17 protein-coding genes and 2 pseudogenes are annotated in these 20,157 nt (G+C 74.9%); 9 read left to right on the forward strand and 10 right to left on the reverse strand.

All coding sequences use genetic code 11. The annotated features are described in order from the left end of the window. The 8 genes and pseudogenes from ACQKM2_RS02495 to ACQKM2_RS02530 form a co-directional block, all read right to left on the reverse strand. A pseudogene (locus tag ACQKM2_RS02495) lies at positions 1-85 on the reverse strand (FABP family protein); the annotation flags it as partial. 10 nt (positions 86-95) lie between these two features. Then, on the reverse strand, positions 96-1,499 hold the full coding sequence (locus ACQKM2_RS02500) for an aminobutyraldehyde dehydrogenase (RefSeq protein ID WP_427705738.1): 1,404 nt from the start codon (positions 1,497-1,499) through the stop codon (positions 96-98). Beyond that, the gene (locus ACQKM2_RS02505) at positions 1,492-2,823 is read right to left on the reverse strand and encodes a flavin monoamine oxidase family protein (protein WP_427705740.1); all 1,332 of its coding nucleotides are present in this window, start codon (positions 2,821-2,823) and stop codon (positions 1,492-1,494) included. The genes ACQKM2_RS02500 and ACQKM2_RS02505 overlap by 8 nt, the downstream gene beginning before the upstream one ends. Before the next feature lie 25 nt (positions 2,824-2,848). Next, positions 2,849-3,973, reverse strand: coding sequence for an ABC transporter ATP-binding protein (locus ACQKM2_RS02510; RefSeq protein ID WP_427705742.1), 1,125 nt, complete (start codon positions 3,971-3,973; stop codon positions 2,849-2,851). A 5-nt stretch (positions 3,974-3,978) separates the two neighbouring features. After that, positions 3,979-4,824, reverse strand: a complete 846-nt coding sequence (locus ACQKM2_RS02515) for an ABC transporter permease (protein ID WP_427705744.1) — start codon at positions 4,822-4,824, stop codon at positions 3,979-3,981. Continuing rightward, a complete protein-coding gene (locus tag ACQKM2_RS02520; RefSeq protein WP_427705746.1) occupies positions 4,821-5,702 on the reverse strand; it encodes an ABC transporter permease in 882 nt (293 codons plus the stop codon). The genes ACQKM2_RS02515 and ACQKM2_RS02520 overlap by 4 nt, the downstream gene beginning before the upstream one ends. A 1-nt stretch (position 5,703) precedes the next feature. After that, positions 5,704-6,834, reverse strand: a complete 1,131-nt coding sequence (locus ACQKM2_RS02525) for a polyamine ABC transporter substrate-binding protein (protein ID WP_427705748.1) — start codon at positions 6,832-6,834, stop codon at positions 5,704-5,706. A 129-nt stretch (positions 6,835-6,963) separates the two neighbouring features. Continuing rightward, on the reverse strand, positions 6,964-8,268 hold the full coding sequence (locus ACQKM2_RS02530; protein ID WP_427705750.1) for an SRPBCC family protein: 1,305 nt from the start codon (positions 8,266-8,268) through the stop codon (positions 6,964-6,966). Between the two features lie 452 nt (positions 8,269-8,720). On the opposite strand from ACQKM2_RS02530, the gene ACQKM2_RS02535 reads away from it, so the two are divergent. From ACQKM2_RS02535 to ACQKM2_RS02575, 9 genes and pseudogenes are all read left to right on the forward strand, one after another. Continuing rightward, the gene (locus ACQKM2_RS02535) at positions 8,721-9,134 is read left to right on the forward strand and encodes a hypothetical protein (RefSeq protein WP_427705752.1); all 414 of its coding nucleotides are present in this window, start codon (positions 8,721-8,723) and stop codon (positions 9,132-9,134) included. Then, complete coding sequence (locus ACQKM2_RS02540) at positions 9,131-10,453, forward strand: NADH-ubiquinone oxidoreductase-F iron-sulfur binding region domain-containing protein (protein ID WP_427705754.1); 1,323 nt, start codon at positions 9,131-9,133, stop codon at positions 10,451-10,453. Before ACQKM2_RS02535 ends, ACQKM2_RS02540 begins: the two co-directional genes overlap by 4 nt. Then, on the forward strand, positions 10,450-10,641 hold the full coding sequence (locus ACQKM2_RS02545) for a ferredoxin (protein ID WP_427705756.1): 192 nt from the start codon (positions 10,450-10,452) through the stop codon (positions 10,639-10,641). Before ACQKM2_RS02540 ends, ACQKM2_RS02545 begins: the two co-directional genes overlap by 4 nt. 1 nt (position 10,642) lies before the next feature. Next, entirely contained in the window at positions 10,643-12,712 is a 2,070-nt protein-coding gene (locus ACQKM2_RS02550; protein WP_427705758.1) for an acetate--CoA ligase family protein, read from the forward strand. Positions 12,713-12,767: 55 nt separating this feature from the next. Further along, positions 12,768-13,943 (forward strand): acyl-CoA dehydrogenase family protein, encoded by a 1,176-nt coding sequence (locus ACQKM2_RS02555; protein WP_427705760.1) that lies wholly within the window; start codon positions 12,768-12,770, stop codon positions 13,941-13,943. Positions 13,944-13,984: 41 nt separating this feature from the next. After that, positions 13,985-15,157 (forward strand): acyl-CoA dehydrogenase family protein, encoded by a 1,173-nt coding sequence (locus ACQKM2_RS02560; RefSeq protein WP_427705762.1) that lies wholly within the window; start codon positions 13,985-13,987, stop codon positions 15,155-15,157. 82 nt (positions 15,158-15,239) lie between these two features. After that, positions 15,240-16,127: pseudogene (locus ACQKM2_RS02565) on the forward strand (3-hydroxybutyryl-CoA dehydrogenase); the annotation flags it as partial. A gap of 101 nt (positions 16,128-16,228) precedes the next feature. Beyond that, complete coding sequence (locus ACQKM2_RS02570; protein WP_427705764.1) at positions 16,229-16,840, forward strand: TetR/AcrR family transcriptional regulator; 612 nt, start codon at positions 16,229-16,231, stop codon at positions 16,838-16,840. A 364-nt stretch (positions 16,841-17,204) separates the two neighbouring features. Beyond that, entirely contained in the window at positions 17,205-18,395 is a 1,191-nt protein-coding gene (locus tag ACQKM2_RS02575; RefSeq protein WP_427706275.1) for a cytochrome P450 family protein, read from the forward strand. On the opposite strand, the gene ACQKM2_RS02580 is transcribed toward ACQKM2_RS02575, so the two are convergent. Both ACQKM2_RS02580 and ACQKM2_RS02585 read right to left on the reverse strand, forming a co-directional pair. Further along, positions 18,355-18,909, reverse strand: a complete 555-nt coding sequence (locus tag ACQKM2_RS02580; RefSeq protein WP_427705766.1) for a hypothetical protein — start codon at positions 18,907-18,909, stop codon at positions 18,355-18,357. The genes ACQKM2_RS02575 and ACQKM2_RS02580 overlap by 41 nt on opposite strands. After that, positions 18,873-20,141: a molybdopterin-dependent oxidoreductase gene (locus tag ACQKM2_RS02585; protein WP_427705768.1), complete on the reverse strand. Its 1,269-nt coding sequence runs from the start codon at positions 20,139-20,141 to the stop codon at positions 18,873-18,875. Before ACQKM2_RS02585 ends, ACQKM2_RS02580 begins: the two co-directional genes overlap by 37 nt. Positions 20,142-20,157: the final 16 nt, after the last annotated feature.

The raw sequence follows: 20,157 nt of genomic DNA on the forward strand, positions 1-20,157 counted from the left end.
ACTTCTCCTCGCCGGGGAAGTCGAACACGCCTGCGCCTTCCCAGGTGCCGAGGAGGAAGGCGAGGGGGACGAGGCCCGGGTTCAGCCGGACGGGCTCAGAGCATCACGTGTTTGACCCGGGTGTAGTCGAGGAGGCCCGCCATCGAGAGGTCGCTGCCGTAGCCCGACTGGCCGGTGCCGCCGTGGGGCATTTCGGAGACCGTGGTGCCGTGGGTGTTCACCCAGACGATGCCGGTGCGCAGGGAGCGGGTCGCGCGCATGGCCCGGTCGTGGTCGGTCGTCCACACGCTGGCGGCCAGGCCGTGGCGGACGCCGTCGGCCAGGCGCAGTGCCTCCTCCTCGTCCGAGAAGGACTGCACGGTCACGACGGGGCCGAAGACCTCCTCCTGCACGATCTCGTCGTCCTGCCGGACGTTCGCGACGACGGTGGGTTCGTGGAAGAAGCCCGGCCCGGGCGGGCGGCCGCCGCCGGTCACGATCGCGGCGTGCTCCGGCAGCCGCTCCAGGAAGCCCCGGACCGCGGCCAGCTGGGCGGGGTTGTTGAGGGGGCCGTAGTCGGTGCCCGGCCGCAGCTTCGCCGCGTGGGCCGCGAGGGCCGTGAGGAAGGCGTCGTGGACGCGGCGGTGGACGAGGAAGCGGGTGGGGGCGGTGCAGTCCTGGCCGGCGTTGTAGTAGGCGACGGGGGCGAGGGCCGCGGCGGTCGCCTCCGGGTCGGCGTCCTCGTGGACGATGACCGGGGCGTTGCCGCCGAGTTCGAGGTGGACCCGTTTGAGGCCGGCGGCCGCCGCGGCCGCGACCTGGCGGCCCGCCCGTACGCTGCCCGTGACCGCGACGAGGGCGACGTCGGGGTGGGCGGTGAGCAGGCGGCCGGTGTCGCGGTCGCCGCAGACCACGTTGAACACGCCCGGGGGCAGGTGTGCGGCCGCGACGCGGGCGAGCAGGGCGGTCGAGGAGGGGGTGGTGTCGGCGGGCTTGAGGACGGTGGTGTTGCCGGCGGCGACGGCCGGGGCGAGCTTCCACACCGCCATCATCAGGGGGTAGTTCCACGGGGTGATCTGGGCGCACACCCCGACGGGTTCCCGGCGCAGCAGCGAGGTGCGGCCCTCGGTGTACTCGGCGGCCGCGGGTCCCGGGAGGTTGCGCGCGGCTCCGGCGAAGAAGCGCAGGGTGTCGGTGATCGCGGGCAGTTCCCCGGTGCTGAACTGGTGGCGGGGTTTGCCGGTGTCGCCGGTCTCGGCGGCGGTGAAGGCCTCGGCGTGTTCCTCGACGGCGTCGGCGATGCCCAGCAGGGCGCGCTGGCGTTCGGCCGGGGTGGTCGTGGACCAGTGCGCGTACGCCGCCGTGGCCGCCGCGCAGGCGGCGTCGACGTCGGCCGGGCCGGAGCGCGGGGCGCGGCCGTGGACGCGGCCGGTGGCGGGGTCGGTCAGCTCGGTGGTCGCGCCGGAGGCGGCGGGCCGGTCGGTGCCGGCGATGTGGTTGAGCGGCGGGGTGTCAGCCACGGCGCAGGGCCTCCTCGGCGGCGGCGCGTCCGGTGCGTACGGCGCCTTCCATGTAGCCGGCCGCCCACTGGTCGGATCCGCAGACGTAGAAGGGCGGTTCGTGGGTGCCGTGGCGGGGGCCGACGGCGGTGACGTCGCCGGGGGTCCACTGGGTGACGTAGCCCTGGGTCCAGGGGTCGGTGCCCCAGAGGCGGATGTGGGTGGCGAGGGGGTGGAGGGCGGGTTCGCCGTAGAGGCGGGCGATCTCGGTGAGGAGTTCGGGGGCGCGCAGCGGGGCGGGGATGCCGAGGAGTACGCCGAGCCGCTCGGGCGGTACGAGGGCGGAGAGGACCCCTTCGCCCTGCGGCCAGGTGCTGCCGAGGACCCCTTCGGATTCGCAGAGCCCGCTGCGGCCGCGGTCGCGCCAGAACGGGCGCTCGTACGCGGCGGTGAACTTGGCGGCGAGGGCCTGGCGTTGGCGGTGCAGGGAGGCGAGGCGGCCGTCGGAGACTCCGGTGACGTCCACGTCGCGGAGCGGGCCGACGGGCAGGGCGCTGACGACGGCTGCGGCGGTGAGGGTCTCGCCGCCGGCCAGCCGTACGGTGCTGCGGCCGGGCCGGCGTACGGTGACGGCCGTGACGGGTGAGCCGGTGCGGACGCGTCCGCCGAGGGAGGCGGCCATGCGCAGGGCGACGGTGGCGGAGCCCTCGGCGACCCTCAGGCCCTCCCAGGCCTCGTAGTCGTAGGCGTCGGGGCCGGCGTCGTCGGGTACGGGCACGGCGGCGTGCTTGCGCAGGGCGGCGAGGAGCGAGGTGCGTTCGCAGGAGCCGTCGGCGAGGGCGAGCTGTCCGATCTCCCAGAGCCGGACGACGGCCGGGCCTGCTCCCTGGGCGCGCAGCCAGTCGCCGACGGAGAGCCGGTCGAGGGCGGTGGCGTCGGGGTGGGTCCAGGGGTCGTCCGGGTCGACGGTGGCGGCGAGGGCGCGGAAGGCGGCGGTGGTCTTGCGGTGGAGGGCGTCGTCGCCGGGGCCGAACCAGTGGGGCGGTTCGCCCGCCGAGACCCCTTCGGGCGTGGCGCGGGTGAGGGCTCCGGGTTCGGCGACGTAGCTGGGGGTCAGGGTGAGGCCGAGTTCGGCGACGAGGGCGGTGTACGCGGTGTGGGCGCGGCCGACGACCTCGCCGCCGAGCTGGACGAGCCGGCCGTCGGGGAGTGCGGTCTGTTCGACGCGTCCGCCGACCCGGTCGCGGGCCTCGACGACGAGGACGTCGGCTCCGCCGGCGGCGAGGTCGCGTGCGGCGGCGAGGCCGGCGAGGCCGGCGCCGAGCACGATGACGTCGTGGTTCATGGGGGTGGTCCTCCGGTCGGGGCGTTCAGTCCAGGACGAGGCAGTGTTCGGGCTTCCAGCCGATCTCGACGCGTTCGCCGCCGCTCCAGCGGTCCTCCATGCGGGAGCGGACGGTGTTCTGCTCCAGGACGGAGACGGTGACCCCGGGGGCCAGTTCGATGAGGTAGGTGGTGGTCGGGCCGCTGTAGACGGTCTCGCGGACGACTCCGGCGGCGCGGGCCATGCCGGGTTCCAGGTCGGACAGCCAGATCTTCTCTGGGCGGATCGAGAGGTTGACGCGACTGCCGTCGGGGACGGACGCGCGGTGGCCGACGGGCAGTTCGGGGCCGTCGTCGAGGGTGACCCGGCCGTCGCGGTAGGTGCCGGGGACGAGGTTGGAGGTGCCCATGAAGGAGGCGGTGAAGGTGGTGGCGGGGCGCTCGTAGACGTCCTCGGGGGTGCCGCACTGTTCGACGCGGCCCTCGTTCATGACGGCGAGGCGGTCCGACATGGTCAGGGCCTCGTCCTGGTCGTGGGTGACGAAGACGAAGGTGATGCCGACCTCGCGCTGGATCTGCTTGAGTTCGACCTGCATGTGGCGGCGGAGCTTCAGGTCGAGGGCGGCGAGCGGCTCGTCCAGCAGCAGCACCTGGGGGCGGTTGACGAGGGCCCGGGCGAGGGCGACGCGCTGCTTCTGGCCGCCGGAGAGGGTGGCGGGCTTGCGGCCCGCCAGGTGGGCGAGCTGGACGAGGTCGAGCATGTCGGCGACGCGGGTGCGTATCTCGGCGCGGGGAACGCCCTTGCGCTTGAGGCCGAAGGCCACGTTGTCGGCGAGGCTGAGGTGCTCGAAGAGGGCGTAGCTCTGGAAGACGGTGTTGACGTTGCGCCGGTCGGGCGGGAGGCCGGTGACGTCCTGGCCGTCGAGCAGGACGCTGCCGTCGGTGGGGTCGGTGAAGCCTCCGATCATGCGCAGCAGGGTGGTCTTGCCGCAGCCCGAGGGGCCGAGGAGGGAGAAGAACTCGCCCTGGGCTATGTCGAGTTCGACCTCGCGGACGGCGTAGGTGTCGTGGCCGGCGGCGTACCGCTTGCTGACGCGGTCGAGCCGGACGGCGGGCGCCGGCCGTACGGGGGTGGGCGGGACGGGCGGCGGGGGCGCGTCGGTCGGGGGCATGCGGATCACTTCCCGGAGAGGAGGTCGAGGCCGCCGCGGCGCCCGAAGAGGCGCGGGATGGCGAGGGCGAGGACGATCAGGCCGATGGATCCGGCCAGCATCAGCGTGCCGACGGCGTTGATGGTGGGCTGGACGCCGAAGCGGATCGCCGAGTAGATGCGGACGGACAGCGGCTGCGGGTCGACGCCGGTGGTGAAGTAGGCGAGGACGAAGTCGTCGAAGACGAGGGCGAAGACCAGCACCGCGGAGGCGAGGATGCTGGGGAGGAGTGCGGGCAGGGTGACCAGGCGCAGGGCCTGGCCGCGGGTGGCGCCGAGGTCCATGGCGGCTTCCTCCACCTCGGGGTTGAGGGCGGCGACGCGGGAGCGGAGGATGACCGTCACGTAGGAGATGGAGAAGGTGATCTCGGCGAGCATCACGGTGGTGGTGGACAGGGTGATGCCGAGGCCCTTGAAGAGCAGCATGGCCGCGACGCCGGTGACGATCTCCGGGGTGATCAGCGGGACGAGCATGACCAGGCCGGCGAGGGAGCCGAGCCTGCCCCGGCTGCGTACGAGGCCCAGGGCCAGGGTCACGCCGAGGACGAGCGAGCCGGCCATGGCGACGAGGGACACCTTGAGGCTCATGCCGAGGGAGTCGAGCAGGACGTGGTCGTGGGCGAGGGCCGCGTACCAGCGCAGGCTCGCGCCGTGGAAGACGGTGAGGGACTTCTGCGCGTTGAAGGAGAACAGGACGACGACGGCGACGGGGAGGTAGAGGAGGGCGAAGAAGACGGCGGTGACGGCGATGGCGAAGCGGGGCCGGCGTTCGGCGCCGCGCCGGCGGCGCCTGCGGGGTGCGGCGGTGTTCATCGGGCGGCCTCCGCCTCGTCCTTGCGGGCGCGCCGCAGGTAGCCGAGCATGCCGAGGAACAGGACCGCCATCAGGAGCATGGTGAGGGCCGATCCGAGGGGCCAGTTCTGGCCCTGGAAGAACTTGTCCTGGATCAGGTTGCCGATCATGAGCTGGTCGGGGCCTCCCATGAGCTGGGCGCTGACGAAGTCGCCCATGGCGGGCAGGAAGACGAGGACGCATCCGGCGGCCGCGCCCTGCCGGGTGGCGGGGACGGTGACGAAGAGGAAGGTCCGCAGGGGGCCGCCGTACAGGTCGCGTCCGGCCTCGATGAGCGAGGTGTCCATGCGCTCCATCGCCGCGTACAGCGGGATGATCATGAAGACGACGAATCCGTAGACGAGTCCGGCGATGACGCCGGCGCCGGTCTGCAGGATCCTCGTGCCGCCGTCGGCGAGCCCGGCGGCGCGCAGGGCCTTCAGGAGGGGCCCGTCGTCGGAGAGCACGACGGACCAGCCGTACATGCGGACCAGGTAGTTGGCGAAGAACGGGACGACGATCGCGGCGATCAGCAGGTTCTTGAAGCGGCCGCCGTGCAGGGCGATGGTGTAGGCGACCGGGTAGGCCACGGCGAGGCAGACGAGGCAGGTGACCAGCGCGTAGCCGAGGGAGCGCAGCAGGACGGTGCGGTACGCCGGGTCGGCCAGGGCGGTCAGGTTGCCGGGGTTGAGTCCGAAGCGCGGGTTGCCGAGCGGGTCGGTGGTGCCGAGCGCGAGGGTGGCCACCAGGAGGAGGGAGGCGAGGAGGAAGCCGGTCATCCAGAGGGTGCCCGGGAGCAGCAGCCAGGTCCACAGGCGCGGCGTGGTCCGGGTGGGCCCGGAGCGGTTGCTTCGTGCCATGTCAGCCTGCCTTCACCTCGGTCCAGGCGGCGTCGCGGGCCTGTTCGCCGTGCGGGTCGCCGTTGCGGAAGAAGAGGTCCGCCTTGAGGTCCTCGGTGGTGACCACGCACTGCGGGAACGGCTCGACGAGGGCCGCGTAGGTGTCCTCGGTGCCGCGGACCGGCATCGGGTAGCCGATGTACTCGATGTTCTTCTTCACGTTCTCCGGGCGGAGCATGTAGTCGATGAAGAGCATCGCGGTGCCGGGGTGCCGGGCGTTGGCGGGGATCGCGTAGCAGTCGGAGTTGACGGGGGCGCCCTCGCGGGCGACTTCGAAGCCGAAGACCTTCGGGTCCTCGGCCTGGGCGAGCATGGCGGCCATGTCGCCGCTCCACGCCTGGGTCATGTCGGCGTTGCCGTTGAGCAGGTTGTTGTAGCTGTCGCTGGAGAAGCCGCGCAGGTGGGGGCGGAGCGAGCGGAGGGTGTCGGTGACGCGGGTGAGCTGGTCCCGGTCGCCGGTGGTGAGGGGCAGGCCGAGCTTGAGCGCGCCGAGGCCCAGGACCTCGTCGCGGTCGTCGAGGACGAAGACCTTGCCCTTGGCGCCGGCGTTCCACAGGTCGTCCCAGGAGCCGGTGAGGTCGCCGAGGCGGTCCCTGCGCCAGCCGATGCCCGTCTTGTACATGGTGAAGGGGACGGTGTGCGCGGACCGGGGGTCGTACCAGGGGTCGTTGAAGTACCCGTAGCCGCCGAAGACGGCGTCGGCGCCGCGGAGCCGGGTGTGGTCGATGGTGCGCAGCCGGCCGCCGGCGGCGAGCCGCTGGGCCCATTTCGCGGTGGGGAAGACGATGTCGTAGCGGTTGCCGGCGTTGAGCTTGGCCGCCATGCCTTCCATGGAGTCGTAGTTCGACTGGACGACCTTGACGCCGTACTCCTTCTGGAAGCCCTCGAAGACGGTGGGGTCGACGAAGTCCGCCCAGTTGAAGTAGACGAGGTCGCCGTCGACCTTGACGTCGATGGGTGCCCGGGCGGCCTCCTGGCCGGCGGGGTCGTCGGCGGAGGAGAAGCCGCAGCCGGAGGCGGCGAGGGCGAGGGCGGCGGCGGTGCCGGCGCGGAGGAAGGAGCGTCTGGACGTGGGGAGTGCCTCGGGGGACATGGGGTCCTCTCCGTAGGGCCGCAGGGGGACGGCGGGAACGAGCGTGGGCCGTGGGGGGCTCGGTCGTGGGGTGGGCGCCGGGCGCGCGGGCGGGGTGCGGCGGGGCGGCGGGGCCGGGGCGGGTGCGGGCTACTGGCCGGTGCCGTCGAGGTCGGCCCGGATGCGGCCGGCGAACCAGGCGACCGCCGATTCGCGGCGGGAGAGCGGTCCGGGCTCGAACCCGGGGGTGGAGAGGCCCTTCTGCACGCGGGCGACGAGCTCGGCGTCCTCGTCGTTGGTGATCCACCCGATGTGGATGTTGAGGCGGCGGGCGAGGCGGGTGCGCAGGCCGGTGCCGCGGCGGGTGTAGAAGGCGCCGGGGACGGCGACGCGGTCGACGGCCGTGGGGACGGCCGTCCAGGCGAGCACGTGGTCGGGGTAGAAGTCGATGAGGGTGTTGGGGTAGATGACCGCGTAGCGCCAGGTCCGGCGGTCGGCCTCGGCGAGGCCGGGCATGGGGGCGGCGATGCGCTGGTAGAGGCGTTCGGCCCAGTTGGAGGAGGGCTTGTCGCGCAGCGGGGAGGCGAAGAGGGCGTAGTTCTGCTCGATCTCGCAGGTGTAGCCCTGGTAGTCGAGCAGCCGCATCAGGCCGGGGTGGGCCACGGGGACGTGGTAGCCCTCCAGGTAGTTGTCGACCGCCACCTTCCAGTTGGCGTGCTGGACCTCGGCTCCGGCCAGGTCGTGGATGCGGGCGCGGCCGACCGGCACGAGGTCGGCCCCGGCGTAGTGGCCGACCGCGTCCGCGAGGCCGGCGCAGCTCTTGGCCAGCGGTTCGGCGTCGACGTCGAGGTTGACGAAGACGAAGCCGAGGAAGGACTCGACGGCGGCCGGGAACAGGCCGAGCCGCGGCTTGTCCAGGCAGGGGATCTGGCGGGCTTCGGGGGCGCCGACGAGGCTTCCGTCGAGGCGGTACGTCCAGCCGTGGTACGGGCAGCGGATGGCCTTGCCGTCCGGTTCGGGGGCGGTGACCAGGCGGGTGCCGCGGTGCCGGCAGACGTTGAGGTGGGCGGCGAGGCCGCCGTCCTCGGTACGGACGACGATGACCTCGCGGTCGGCGACGGTGGCCGCGAGGCGGGCTCCGGGGCCGGGCAGGTCGGATTCGTGGCAGACGAGCTGCCAGGACCGGGCGAAGACGTGGCGCGTCTCGGCGGCGGCGGTCGCGGGGTCGGTGTAGTAGCGCGCCGGGAGCGCGGGGCCGGGTGTGCCGTCTGCCTGCGGCGCGTGCGGGGCGGGGGTGCCCTCTGCCTGCGGCGGCGTATGCGGGGCGGGGGTGCCCTCTGCCTGCGGCGGCGTATGCGGGGCGGGGGTGCCGGCGGCCGGCGGGGTGTGCGGGACGCGGGTGTCGGCGGCCGGCGGGGTGTGCGGGACGCGGGTGTCGGGGGCTCTGGAGTGCATCGGGGACTCCTCCGTGCCGGCGTGCGGCGATGGGTGCCGGCGTTCGATGGCGGGGCGTTGCGGGCGGGGCGAGCCGGACCGGGACAGGCGGCCGGGGCGGGAAGCCGGGGCCGGGCTGACCGATTGGACAGTCAGATTGCTGGCTCGTTTCCGCCGGGTCAAGACTTGTTCACTGACCGATCGGTCAGCTAGCGTGATTCTTGCCTGACCGATCGGTCAGCAAACGCGCTTTCCTGTCGCCTCGCGCCCTTTGTTCCGCATTCGCCCTGGTCACCGGGGGTGCGGAAGGCCACCGCGCGGCCCGCCCGGACCTGCCCGGGCCCCACCCCCGCGATCCCGATCCCCGCCGCACGCCGACCGGCGTCCCCGCGGCGAGCCGTCGCACTCCGCGCCACGGCTCGCACCACCCGGCGTCGGCCGGCGGACGGCACCCCCACCTCCCGGAGGCACGCATGAGCGGTCGTCGGCGTCTGGACTGGCTCGGGCTCACCCCCGAACCGGAACGAGAACTCCCCACGGCGGTCGCCGCCCTGCGGGCCTCCTCGCCCGGCACTCCCCCGGCGCGCGAGCAGGACCTGGCGGACGCCGAGCGGCACCGCGTCGAGCGCCTGGTGCTGCGCGGCACCCGGCAGGGCTGGCTGCGCTACCTCGCCGAGGTCACCGACCTGGTGACCTCGGTGGCCGCCGGCTCCCGGGCGGGCGACCCCGCCGCCGCCCTGCTCGCCGGCGAGGTCGTCCTCGACCACCACCGCATGCTCATCGGCCTCCCGGGACCGGGATACGGCCGCACCGCACGGGACCGCACCGCCCTGGAGGGCGCCGTACGGGCCCTGCGCACCCACACCACGCAAGGAGCCGGCCGATGACCGCGATCCGCCTCCCGACGGCGCTGCCGCCGCCCGGCACCGTCCTCGGGGCCGCCCCGCACCGCCCGGAGGACGCCGGCGCCTACCGCGCCGCCGGCGGCTACGGCACCGGCACCGGCCCGGAGGAACTCCTCGCCCACCTCACCGCCTCCGGACTGCGCGGCCGCGGCGGGGCCGCCTTCCCCGCCGCCGTCAAACTCCGCTCCGTACGCGACCGGGGCGGCGCCCCCGTCGTCGTGGCCAACGGCGAGGAGGGGGAGCCCGGTTCCGCCAAGGACCGCTGGCTGCTGCGGGCCCGGCCGCACCTGGTGCTCGACGGCCTCGCCCGGGCCGCCGCCGTCACCGGCGCCGTACGCGGCTACGTGTACCTCTCGGACCCGGTGGCGGGCGCGGGCGTACGCGCGGCCCTCGCCGAACACCCGCCGCCGCTGCCCGTCGAGGTGGTCGAGACCGGCCACGCGTACGTCGCCGGCGAGGAGACGGCGGTGGTCCGCAGGATCGACGGCGGGCCCGCGCTGCCCACCGCCAAACCGCCCCGCCCGTACGAACGCGGCGTGGGCGGGGCGCCGACCCTGGTCTCCAACGTCGAGACGCTCGCCCGGATCGCGCTCACCGCCGCCCGGCCCCGCCTGCGCGAGGCCATCGCCCGCGGCACCCTGGTCACCCTCTCCGGCGCGGGCGCCCCGCCCGTACTCACCGAGGTCCCCTACGGAACCCCGCTGCGCGCGCTGGCCCGGCGGTACGGCGCCCCGGACGCGGCCGGAGCCCTGATGGGCGGGCTGTTCGGCGGCCTCGTCGGCGCCGGCGCCCTCGGCCTCCCCCTCGAACCGGACGCCCTCGCCGCCGCCGGCACCGCCCTCGGCTGCGGAGCCGTCCGCTTCCTCGGCCCCCGGGAGTGCCCCGTCGCCGCCGCCGCCGACGCGGCCGCCCACCTCGCGGACGAGAGCGCCCGGCAGTGCGGGGTCTGCGTCACCGGCACCGCGGCGGTCGCGGGCGCCCTGAGCGCCCTCGCCGCCGGCACCGCGGGCCCGGACACCGCGGACAGCCTGCACCGCTGGGCGCGGGGCCTGCCCGGGCGCGGCGCCTGCGGACTGCTCGACGCCGCCGCCGGCCTCGCGGGCAGCCTGCTCCGCGCCTTCCCCGGCCCCGTCCGCGCCCATCTCACCGCCCCCTGCCCCGGCTGCGCGGAGACCGCGCCCCCGGACGGCCGCCGCCTCACCGTGCCGGTACCTGAGACCGCCGCCCCGCACCCCGTCCGGGCCCGGGTGCCCGCCGGCCCCACCGACATCCCGCTGCCCGTGCTGAAAGGAACGCCGTGAAACTCCTGCTGGACTCCACCCGCTGCCAGGGGTACGGACTGTGCCAGGAACCCGCACCCGAGCTGGTCGAACTCGACGAATGGGGCTACGCGCGGATCATCGCCGTCGACGTCCCCGCCGGCGCCGAGCAGGCCGCCCGCGCCTGCGCCGACAGCTGCCCCAACTCCGCGCTCCGCGTGGAGGGCTGACGTGGCCCGCGACCTGACCGCCCTCTTCGACCCCCGCTCCGTCGCCGTCGTCGGCGCCAGCGACGACCCCGCCAAGTACGGCCACGCCGTGGCCTCCCAGGCCCTGCGCGCCCCCGGCCGGCGGCCCGTCCACCTGGTCAACCGGCGCGGCGGCACCGTCCTCGGGCGCACCGCCGCCACCTCCCTGACCGAGATCGGCGAACCCGTCGAACTGGTGGTGGTCTCCGTGCCCGGCGCCGGCTTCGAGGCCGCCGTCGACGAGGCCCTGTCCTGCGGGGCGAAGGCGATCGTCGCCATCACCGCCGGCTTCGCCGAGGCGGGACCCGCGGGCCTGGCCCGGCAGCGGGCGGTCGCCGACCGGGTACGGGCCGCCGGCGCGGTCCTCGTCGGGCCCAACTGCCTGGGCATCGCCGACAACACCACCGAGCTGTACCTCGCCTCGGACCGCTTCGCCCCCGGCGGCGTCGCCCTGCTCAGCCAGAGCGGCAACCTCGCGCTCGAACTCCAGCTCCGCGGCGAACCGCACGGCCTGGGCTTCTCCCGGTTCGTCTCCCTCGGCAACCAGGCCGACGTCACCCTCGTCGACCTCGTCACGGACTGCGCCCGCCACCAGGCCACGGCGGCCATCGCCGTGTACGCCGAGGACTTCGGCGACGGCCGGGCCTTCGCGGCCGCCGCCGCCGCGGCGGGCAAACCGGTGGTGCTGCTCACCGCCGGCCGGGGCACCGCCTCCGCGCGCAGCGCCCGCTCGCACACCGGGGCGCTGACCACCTCGGCCGACGTGGTCGCGGCCGCCTGCCGCGACGCGGGCATCGAACTCGTGCGCACGCCGAGGGAGATGACCGTGGTCCTGGCGGCCCTGGGCTCGGGGGCCCGTACGCCGGGCCGGCGTACGGCGGTCCTCACCGACGGCGGCGGCCACGGCGCGATCGCCGCCGACGCGGCCGAGGACGCCGGGCTCGGCGTACCGGAGCTCGGCGCGGGCACCCAGGACCGGCTGCGGGCCGTGCTGTGGGAGCAGTCCTCCACCGGCAACCCCGTGGACCTCGCCGGGATGGGCGAGCAGCGGCCGCTGTCGTACGCCGACGCGGCCGGGCGGCTCCTCGCCGCCGAGGAGGTCGACGCCGTGCTGATGACCGGGTACTTCGGCGGTTACGCGGCCTCCGAGGGCGGCCTCGGCGGCGGCCCGGCCGGCGGCTCCGTCCTGGCGGAGGGCGAGACCCGGGCCGCCAAGGAGATCACCCGGCACCTCGCGGCGGCCCCGAAGCCGTTCGTGGTGCAGTCGATGTACCCGCACTCGCCGAGCTGCCGGGTGCTGGCCGAGGCCGGGGTGCCGGTGTTCTCCGCCACCGAGGACGCGGCCCGCGCGCTGGCGGCGGTCACCGGCCGGGCGGCCGGGCCCGTGCCCGGGGTCGCGCCGCTGCCCGCCCCGGCCGTCCCGCTGGGCGACCCCGGGTACCACGGGGTGCGGGCGCTGCTGGCCGCCGCGGGGGTGCCGTTCCCCGCGGCCCGCGAGGTCCTCGACGAGGCCGGGCTGCTGGCCGCGGCCGGGGAGTTCGAGGGCCCGTACGTGCTCAAGGCGCTGCACCTGCTGCACAAGTCCGACGCGGGCGGGGTGGCCCTCGGCCTGCCCGACCCGGCCGCGCTGCTGGCCGCGTACCGCGCGATGCGCGCCCGGCTCGGTTCCGCCGCCCACTCGGTGGAGGCGATGGCCGACCTCTCCGACGGCGTCGAGCTGATCGTCGGGGTGAACCGGGACCCGCGGTTCGGGCCGGTGGCCATGGTCGGGCTGGGCGGCGTGCTCACCGAGACCCTGCGCGACGTGGCGTTCGCGCTGGCGCCCGTACCGGCCGCCCGGGCCGAGCGGCTCCTGCGGGGGCTGCGGGCCGGCGCCCTGCTGGACGGCGTGCGCGGCCGGCCGGCGGTGGACGTGGCCGCCGCGGCCGCCGTGATCGAGCGGATCACCGAGGTCGCCGCCGCCCATCCGGAGATCGCCGAACTGGAGGTCAACCCGCTGCTGGTGAGCCCGCGCGGCGCACTGGCCCTGGACGCCCGGGCCGTCCTGGGCTGAGGCCCGCCGAGACCCGTACCCGCTTCCCCGTCACCCGAAGGAGAGCAAGAGGACCATGGACTTCCGCTACACCCCCGAACAGGCCGGCCTGAAGGCGCGCGCCGCCGCCTACGCGAAGCTCCTGATGAGGTACGAGGACCAGGCCGAGGAGGCGGGCGGCCCGCTGCCCGCCGCCACGGTCCGGGACCTGACCCGCGCCGCCATCGACGCCGGGGTCTACGCGATCAACATGCCGGCCGAATGGGGCGGCGCCGGCCTGTCCCTGCTGGACCAGGTCATCGTGGAGGAGGAGTTCGGCAAGGCCACCAACTGCCTGTGGGACATCCCCTGGCGGCCGGCGAACGTGCTGGCGTACGGCACGGAGGCGCAGCGGGAGAAGTACCTGCTGCCGGTCATCCGGGGCGAGCGGTTCGACGCGTTCGCGGTGACCGAGCCCGGTGCGGGCTCCGACCCCGGTTCGGGCACGAGCACGGCCGTCCGTACCGCCGGCGGCTGGCTGCTGAACGGCGAGAAGTGGTTCGTGACCTGCGGCGACATCGCGGACTTCCTGCTGGTGCAGGCCGACGCCGGGCCGGAGCGGGCGGCGACGCTGTTCTTCGTCGACAAGCAGGCGCCCGGGGTCGAGATGACGCGGGTCCCCCGGTTCATGCACTCCGCGGTGAACGGGCACCCGGAGTTCACCTTCACCGACGTGTTCGTCCCGGACGAGGACGTGCTCGGCGGGGTCGGCAACGGCTACGAGCTGACGAAGGAGTGGTTCACCGACGAGCGGCTGATGATCGCCGCCCGGACGGTCGGCGCCGCCGAACGGGCCCTGGAGCTGGCCCGGGACTGGGCGGTGGAGCGGCGGCAGTTCGGCTCCCCCATCGCCGACTTCCAGCTCGTGCAGGGCATGCTCGCCGACTGCGCCGTCGACATCGCCGTCAACCGCGCCTACACCCACCAGGTCGCCTGGGAGGCCGACCGGCCGGAGACCGACCGCAAGACGCTGCACGCGAAGGCGTCGACGGCGAAGCTCGCGGCGAGCGAGGCCGCGGGCCGGGTGATCGACCGGTGCGTGCAGATCTTCGGCGGCCGCGGCTACGACCGCACGTACCCCGTCGAGCGGATGTACCGGGAGCTGCGCGTCGACCGGATCTGGGAGGGCACCTCCGAGATCCAGCGCCTGATCGTCGCCAACGAGCTGGTCAAGCGCGGCACCCGGGCCCTGGCCCTCCCCGCCTCCTCCTGACGAAGACCACGGCACCCCCGCCCCGAACCCGAAGGACAGACATGGACTTCCGCCTCACCCCCCGCCAGGAAGAGCTCCGCGGCGCGGCACGCGCGCTCACCGACTTCATCATGAAGTACGAGACCGACTGCGAGGAGAACAACGGGCTGCCGCCGCACGCCCACGCCGAGATCCGCGACGCGGTCCTCGACAGCGGGCTCCAGGCCGTCAACATGCCGGCCGAGTGGGGCGGCGCGGGCCTCACCGTGCTGGAGCAGGTCACGGTCCAGGCCGAGCTCGGCCGGCTCACCGGGGCGCTGTGGGACATGGTGTGGCGGCCGGCCAACGCCCTGTCCCACTGCACGCCGGAGCAGCGCGAGCGCTACCTCGTCCCCGTGATCCGGGGCCGGCGCCGGGACTGCTACGCGGTGTCGGAGCCCGAGGCGGGCTCCGATCCGCAGAACCTGCGGACGACGGCGACGCGGACCGACGGCGGCTGGGTGCTGAACGGCGAGAAGTGGTTCGTGACCGTCGGCGACCACGCCGACTTCATGATCGTGCTGGCCGCGGCCGGGGAGGAGCGCGCGCCGACCCTGTTCCTCGTCGACAAGGACACGACCGGCGTCGAGATGACTCGGGTGCCGCGCTGGATGCACACCTTCGTCTACGAGCACCCCGAGTTCACCTTCACCGAGGTCTTCGTCCCGGACGGGGCGGTGCTCGGCGAGGTGGGCCAGGGCTACGACATCACCCGCTCCTGGTTCACGGAGGAGCGGCTGATGATCGCCGCCCGGACGATCGGGGCGGCGGAGCGGGCCCTGGAGCTGGCCCGGGACTGGGCGGTGGAGCGGCGGCAGTTCGGCTCCCCCATCGCCGACTTCCAGCTCGTGCAGGGCATGCTCGCCGACTGCGCCGTCGACATCGCCGTCAACCGCGCCTACACCCACCAGGTCGCCTGGGAGGCCGACCAGGGCGGGACCGACCGCAAGACGCTGCACGCGAAGGCCGCCATCGCCAAGCTGGCGGCGAGCGAGGCCTCGGGCCGGGTCGTCGACCGGTGCGTGCAGATCTTCGGGGGCCGCGGCTACGACCGCTCGTACCCGGTCGAGCGCCTCTACCGGGAGCTGCGCGTCGACCGGATCTGGGAGGGCACCTCCGAGATCCAGCGCCTGATCATCGCGGGCGAGCTCGTCAAGCGCGGCACTGGCGTCCTGCGGATGCCGTCGGCCGGCTGACCCCCTGCCGGGGCGGTGCGGACGGCACGGTCCGCACCGCCCCGGCACCACCAGACGGAGCCAGTGGAGGGAGAACGCACGGATGAGCAGTGTCCACATCGATGCCGGGGCCGCTTCCGGTGTCGAACGGGTCGGGGTCGTGGGCTGCGGGCTGATGGGATCCGGCATCGCCGAGGTCTGCGCCCGCGCCGGACTCGACGTCGTCGTCGTGGAGACGAGCAGTACGGCCGCGGCCGCCGGCCTGGAGCGGGTCGGCCGCTCCCTCGGGCGCGCCACGGCGTCCGGCAGGCTCACCGCCGCCGAACGGGACGCCGCGGCCGCCCGGCTGACGGTGACCACGGACCTGACCCGGCTGGCCGACCGGGACCTCGTCGTCGAGGCGGTCGCCGAGGACGAACGGGCCAAGCTGGAGGTGTTCGCCCGGCTCGACGAGGTGGTGGAGCGCCCGGACGCCGTCCTGGCGACGAACACCTCCTCGCTCCCCGTGATCCGGCTGGCCGCCGCCGTCTCGCGGCCGGAACGGGTCGTCGGCCTGCACTTCTTCAACCCGGTGCCGGTGCTCCCGCTGGTCGAGCTGGTGCCGTCGCTGCTCACGGGCGAGGAGACGGTCCGGCGTGCGCACGCCTTCGCCTCCGTGGTCCTGGGCAAGGAGGTGGTCCGCGCGCGGGACCGCGCCGGGTTCGTCGTGAACGCGCTGCTCGTGCCGTACCTGCTGGCGGCCGTGCGCATGGCCGAGGGCGGCAGGGCCTCGGCCGAGGACATCGACCGGGGCATGACCCTGGGGTGCGCCCACCCGATGGGGCCGCTGGCGCTGGCCGACCTGATCGGCCTGGACACGGTGCAGGCCATCGCGCGGTCGATGTACGCGGAGTACCGGGAGCCGCAGTACTCCCCGCCGCCGCTGCTCGCCCGGATGGTCGAGGCGGGCCGGCTGGGCCGCAAGACGGGCAGGGGCTTCCACGTCTACGGCGGTCCGGGGGGCCGCGTGATGAGCGAGGATGGTGGTGTGCCGACCCGGTCAGCCGGGCGGGCCCGCCCGGTCCACGGGCGCCGACACGGGGAGCAGCCGACGTGACCAAGGCCGAGCGCGCGATCGAGACACGTGAGCGGATCCTCACGGCCGCGTGCGAGGTCATCGCGGACATCGGCTTCGAGAGCATCAGCATGCGCAAGGTCGCCGAGCACGCCGGCGTCTCGAAGGCCCTGCTGCACTACCACTTCGACACGCGGGAGAAGCTCTTCGCCGAGGCGATGACGCACTCCTTCGCCCAGACCGGCAAGGACACCGAGGCCGACGCGGGTCCGGTCCCGGCGTCCGTCGCGCTGGCCCGGATCCTGCGGAGCATGCTGCCGACGGACGAGGAGCTGCGCCAGGACTGGAAGCTCTGGCAGGAGCTGTGGGTGCGGGCCCAGCGCGACGCGACGGCCCGTCACCTGGCCGTCGACCTGTACGACCAGCTGCACGCGTGGGTGGGCGGCGCGGTGGAACGGGGCATCGCGTCGGGGGAGTTCACCGACTGCGACGTGGCCGGTGTGAGCACGCTGGTGCTGGCGCTGTGCGACGGGCTGGGCATCCGGCTGATGCTCGACGACCCGCGGGTGGACCTGGCCACGGCCCGCGCGGTGATCTGGCGCACGATCGCCCCGGCGCTGGGCGTCCCGGAGGACTTCCCCGAAGTCTGACCGTCCGGCCGGGGCGCGGGGTCCCGCGCGGCGGCAAGTGAGGCCCCGCGCACGGGGGATGACGCGGGGCCTCGCACACCACCATAGCGCGCCCCGGGCCCGGTACGCCGGGCGGCCCGGATCACCGGCCGGGCCCACCCCCGTGGAACTCGAACCCGAACCGGCCCGGCACGTCCCCCGGTGGCCGTGCTTCGCCCGGGGCGCCGCGGGCGTGCCAGCATGGGGCGCGTTCCGGCGTCACCAGAGTGAGGACATGGACCTTGAGCAGCTGCGCGCCTCGTGCGAGGCCCTCCCGCCGGGGAGACCTTCCCGCGGCGGCCGCCCGGGTGCGCCGTCCGGCGGCCGGGCGCGCGGGCGCCGCCTCGTGACCGCCCCCCGGCAGGACCCGCTGCGCGACCCGCGGTTCTTCGCCGACCCCTACCCGGCCTACGACCGGCTGCGCCGGGAGTGCCCCGTCCAGCGGATCCCCACCGGTTCCGGCGGCCACCACGCGTACCTGGTCACCGGCCACGCCGAGGCCCGGGAGGCGTTCACCGACCCCCGCCTGTCCAAGGACACGGCCCGGTTCTTCGCCGGACGGCCCTCGGACCGCGACCTGCACCCGGCCGTCTCCCGCACCATGCTGTCGAGCGACCCGCCCGTCCACACCCGCCTCCGCCGGGTGGCGACCCCCCTGTTCACCACCGGCCGCGTCCGCGGCCTGCGCCCGTTCATCACCCGGGTCGTGGACGACCTCACGTCCGGATGGCTGCCGGGCGCGGAGATCGACCTGGTGGCCGGCCTGGCCGTCCCCCTCCCGGTCACCGTCGTCTGCGAACTGCTCGGCGTGCCCGGAGCCGACCGCGCGAGCCTCGCCGAGTGGTCCCACGACCTCTTCGACGCCATGGACACCGCCCGCGTCGACGCGGCCTCGCACCTCATCGGCGGCCACCTCACCGCACTTCTGGACCGGGCCCGCGCCACCCCCGGGGACGGCCCGCTCCACTCCTTCCTCCGCGACTGCGACGAGGGCGGCCTCGACCGGGACGAGGCCGTCTCCCTGGCCGCCCTCCTCCTGGTGGCCGGGCACGAGACCACCACCCACTTCATCGGCAACGCCGTCCTGGCCCTGCTCCGGCACCCGGAGGCGTTCGACCGGCTGTGCCGGGACCCGGACCTGATCCCCGGCGCCCTCGACGAACTCCTGCGCCACGACTCCCCGGTGGGCGTGGCCACCTTCCGCCACAGCACGCAGGACCTGAGCATCGGCGGGACCGCCGTCCCGGCCGGCCACCCGGTCCTCATCGCCCCCGGAGCCGCCAACCGCGACCCGTCCGTCTTCCCCGCCCCGGACCGCCTGGACCTCGACCGCGACGCCGGCGCCCACCTCTCCTTCGGCCACGGCATCCACCGCTGCCCGGGCGCCCCCCTGGCCCGGGCCGAGGCGGAGACCGCCCTGCGCGCCCTCCTGACCCGCTTCCCGAAGACCCGTCTGGCCGTCCCCCCGGAGTCCCTGGCCTGGCGCCGGACCCGCCTCACCCGGGGTCTGGCCGCCCTCCCCCTCGTCCTCGGCTGACCCGCCCGGTCCACAGCCGCACGGCGAGGACGGCCCCCGAGGCGGCGAACAGGCCGGCCGTGATCAGCAGCCACCGCCCCAGGAACACGTCGGACGGCAGGCCGGTGGTGACCGTGTAGTGGCCGACCTCCCCGAGGACCAGCGGCCAGTACACGAGCAGCAGGACCCCGGAGACGAAGGCCGGCACCCGGACGTGGTTCACGCCGGCCCGGGGCGTGCGCGCCCCTTCCCGGGCCCCGCGCCCCAGGATCCGCTGGACGGCCAGGTCGGCGGCCGCGTACAGGGGCAGCAGGACGAGGTCGTGCAGGAGCGCGGCCCCGACGAACCACAGGGCCACCCCGAGGGGGTCCCCTTCGAGCAGGCGCAGTCCCGCGTAGCAGGCCAGGGCGAAGGAGACGAGGACGAGCAGCAGGTGGAGCGGGGACGCCCCGTAGCGGTGCCGGAAGGGGGTCGTGGCGGAGTCGGCGGCCGGCGGCTTCACGAAGGCTCCCCGAAGGTCAGGCGGGTGACCCATTTTGTGTTGTGGACCCCGGGGGCGCCGGGGACGATCACCCGGGCCGGGTAGCCGTGGTCGCGGGACAGGACCGCCCCGTTGACCCGGACGGCCAGCAGCGAGCGCGCGTCGCGGACCTGGCTGCCGCTCAGCACGACCGAGCCGAACGAACCGCCCCGCTGGACGGACTCGACGAGGACCTGCCCGGGGTGCGCGCCCAGGCCCACGAGCGCGGCCAGTTCGGTCAGGCGGACACCGCTCCAGTGCTGGTCCGCGGTCGACCAGCCCTCCACGCAGGCGATGGGCAGCAGCGCCTCGTTCTGCGGCAGGCCGAGCAGCCGGTCGTAGGTGAGGTCGACCTGGCGGCCCGCACCCCGCACGGTCAGCCGCCAGGCCGGACCGGTGTCGCTGGGGCGGATGCCCACGGAGGCGGCCGTCTTGTTGATCTGGAAGCCGTTGGGGCCGGAGCCCGGTTCCTGTCCGTGCGGCGCCAGCAGCGCCGTCCGGCGCAGCCACCCGCCCGCGCTCTGCCCCGCCGTCACGGCGAACAGCGCGAACGCGCCCAGCCCGACCATGCCCAGCGCGCCCCGCCGGGAGATCGTCGGGGCGGCCGGGCGGGGCGACACCAGGCCGGCCGCCTCCTCGCCGGCCGGGTCCGGCTGCCGCGGCCCGGCGCGCAGCGCCCGCACGGCCCGTCCCAGCCGGAACGCCACGTGGACCGCGAAGGCGCCGGTGAACACCCAGGCCCCGTAGAAGTGGAGCGTGTAGAAGGAGCCCGGGAAGACGTACTTGAGCTGGGTGTTGAGGATGCCCGTGGCGAACTCGAACCCGGCCCCGCCCACCAGCAGGAGCAGCGAGAGCCGCTCGGCGGCCTGGGCGGGCGACCGCACCGGGGGCCAGGAGAAGAGCTTCGGGATCACCGACCACAGCTTCGCCAGGAGGACGGGCACGAGCACCACGCCCAGGGTGACGTGCACGCCCTGGGTGACCCGGTAGAGCCAGTAGGGGGAGGTCGGCCAGGAGAAGAGGTAGAAGCCGAGCCATCCCTTGCCGGGGGTCTGGTCGTTGACCGCCGCGAGGTCCGGCTCGTACGCGGCGTACGACAGCAGGCCGGTGACGAACAGGACCGTGATGCCGAAGAGCAGGACGATCCCGAACGCCGCGGTCAGCCAGGGGCCGCGCAGCGGGCTGCGCCAGAACTCCGGGCGGAACGGGCCCCCGGGGGTGCGTGCTCCGCCGGTCTTCGCTTCCACGGGGTGCCTCCTCGGG

Origin of the sequence: Streptomyces sp. NPDC004126 (assembly GCF_050275515.1) — a bacterium.
In the GTDB taxonomy this organism is placed as follows: Bacteria; Actinomycetota; Actinomycetes; order Streptomycetales; family Streptomycetaceae; genus Streptomyces.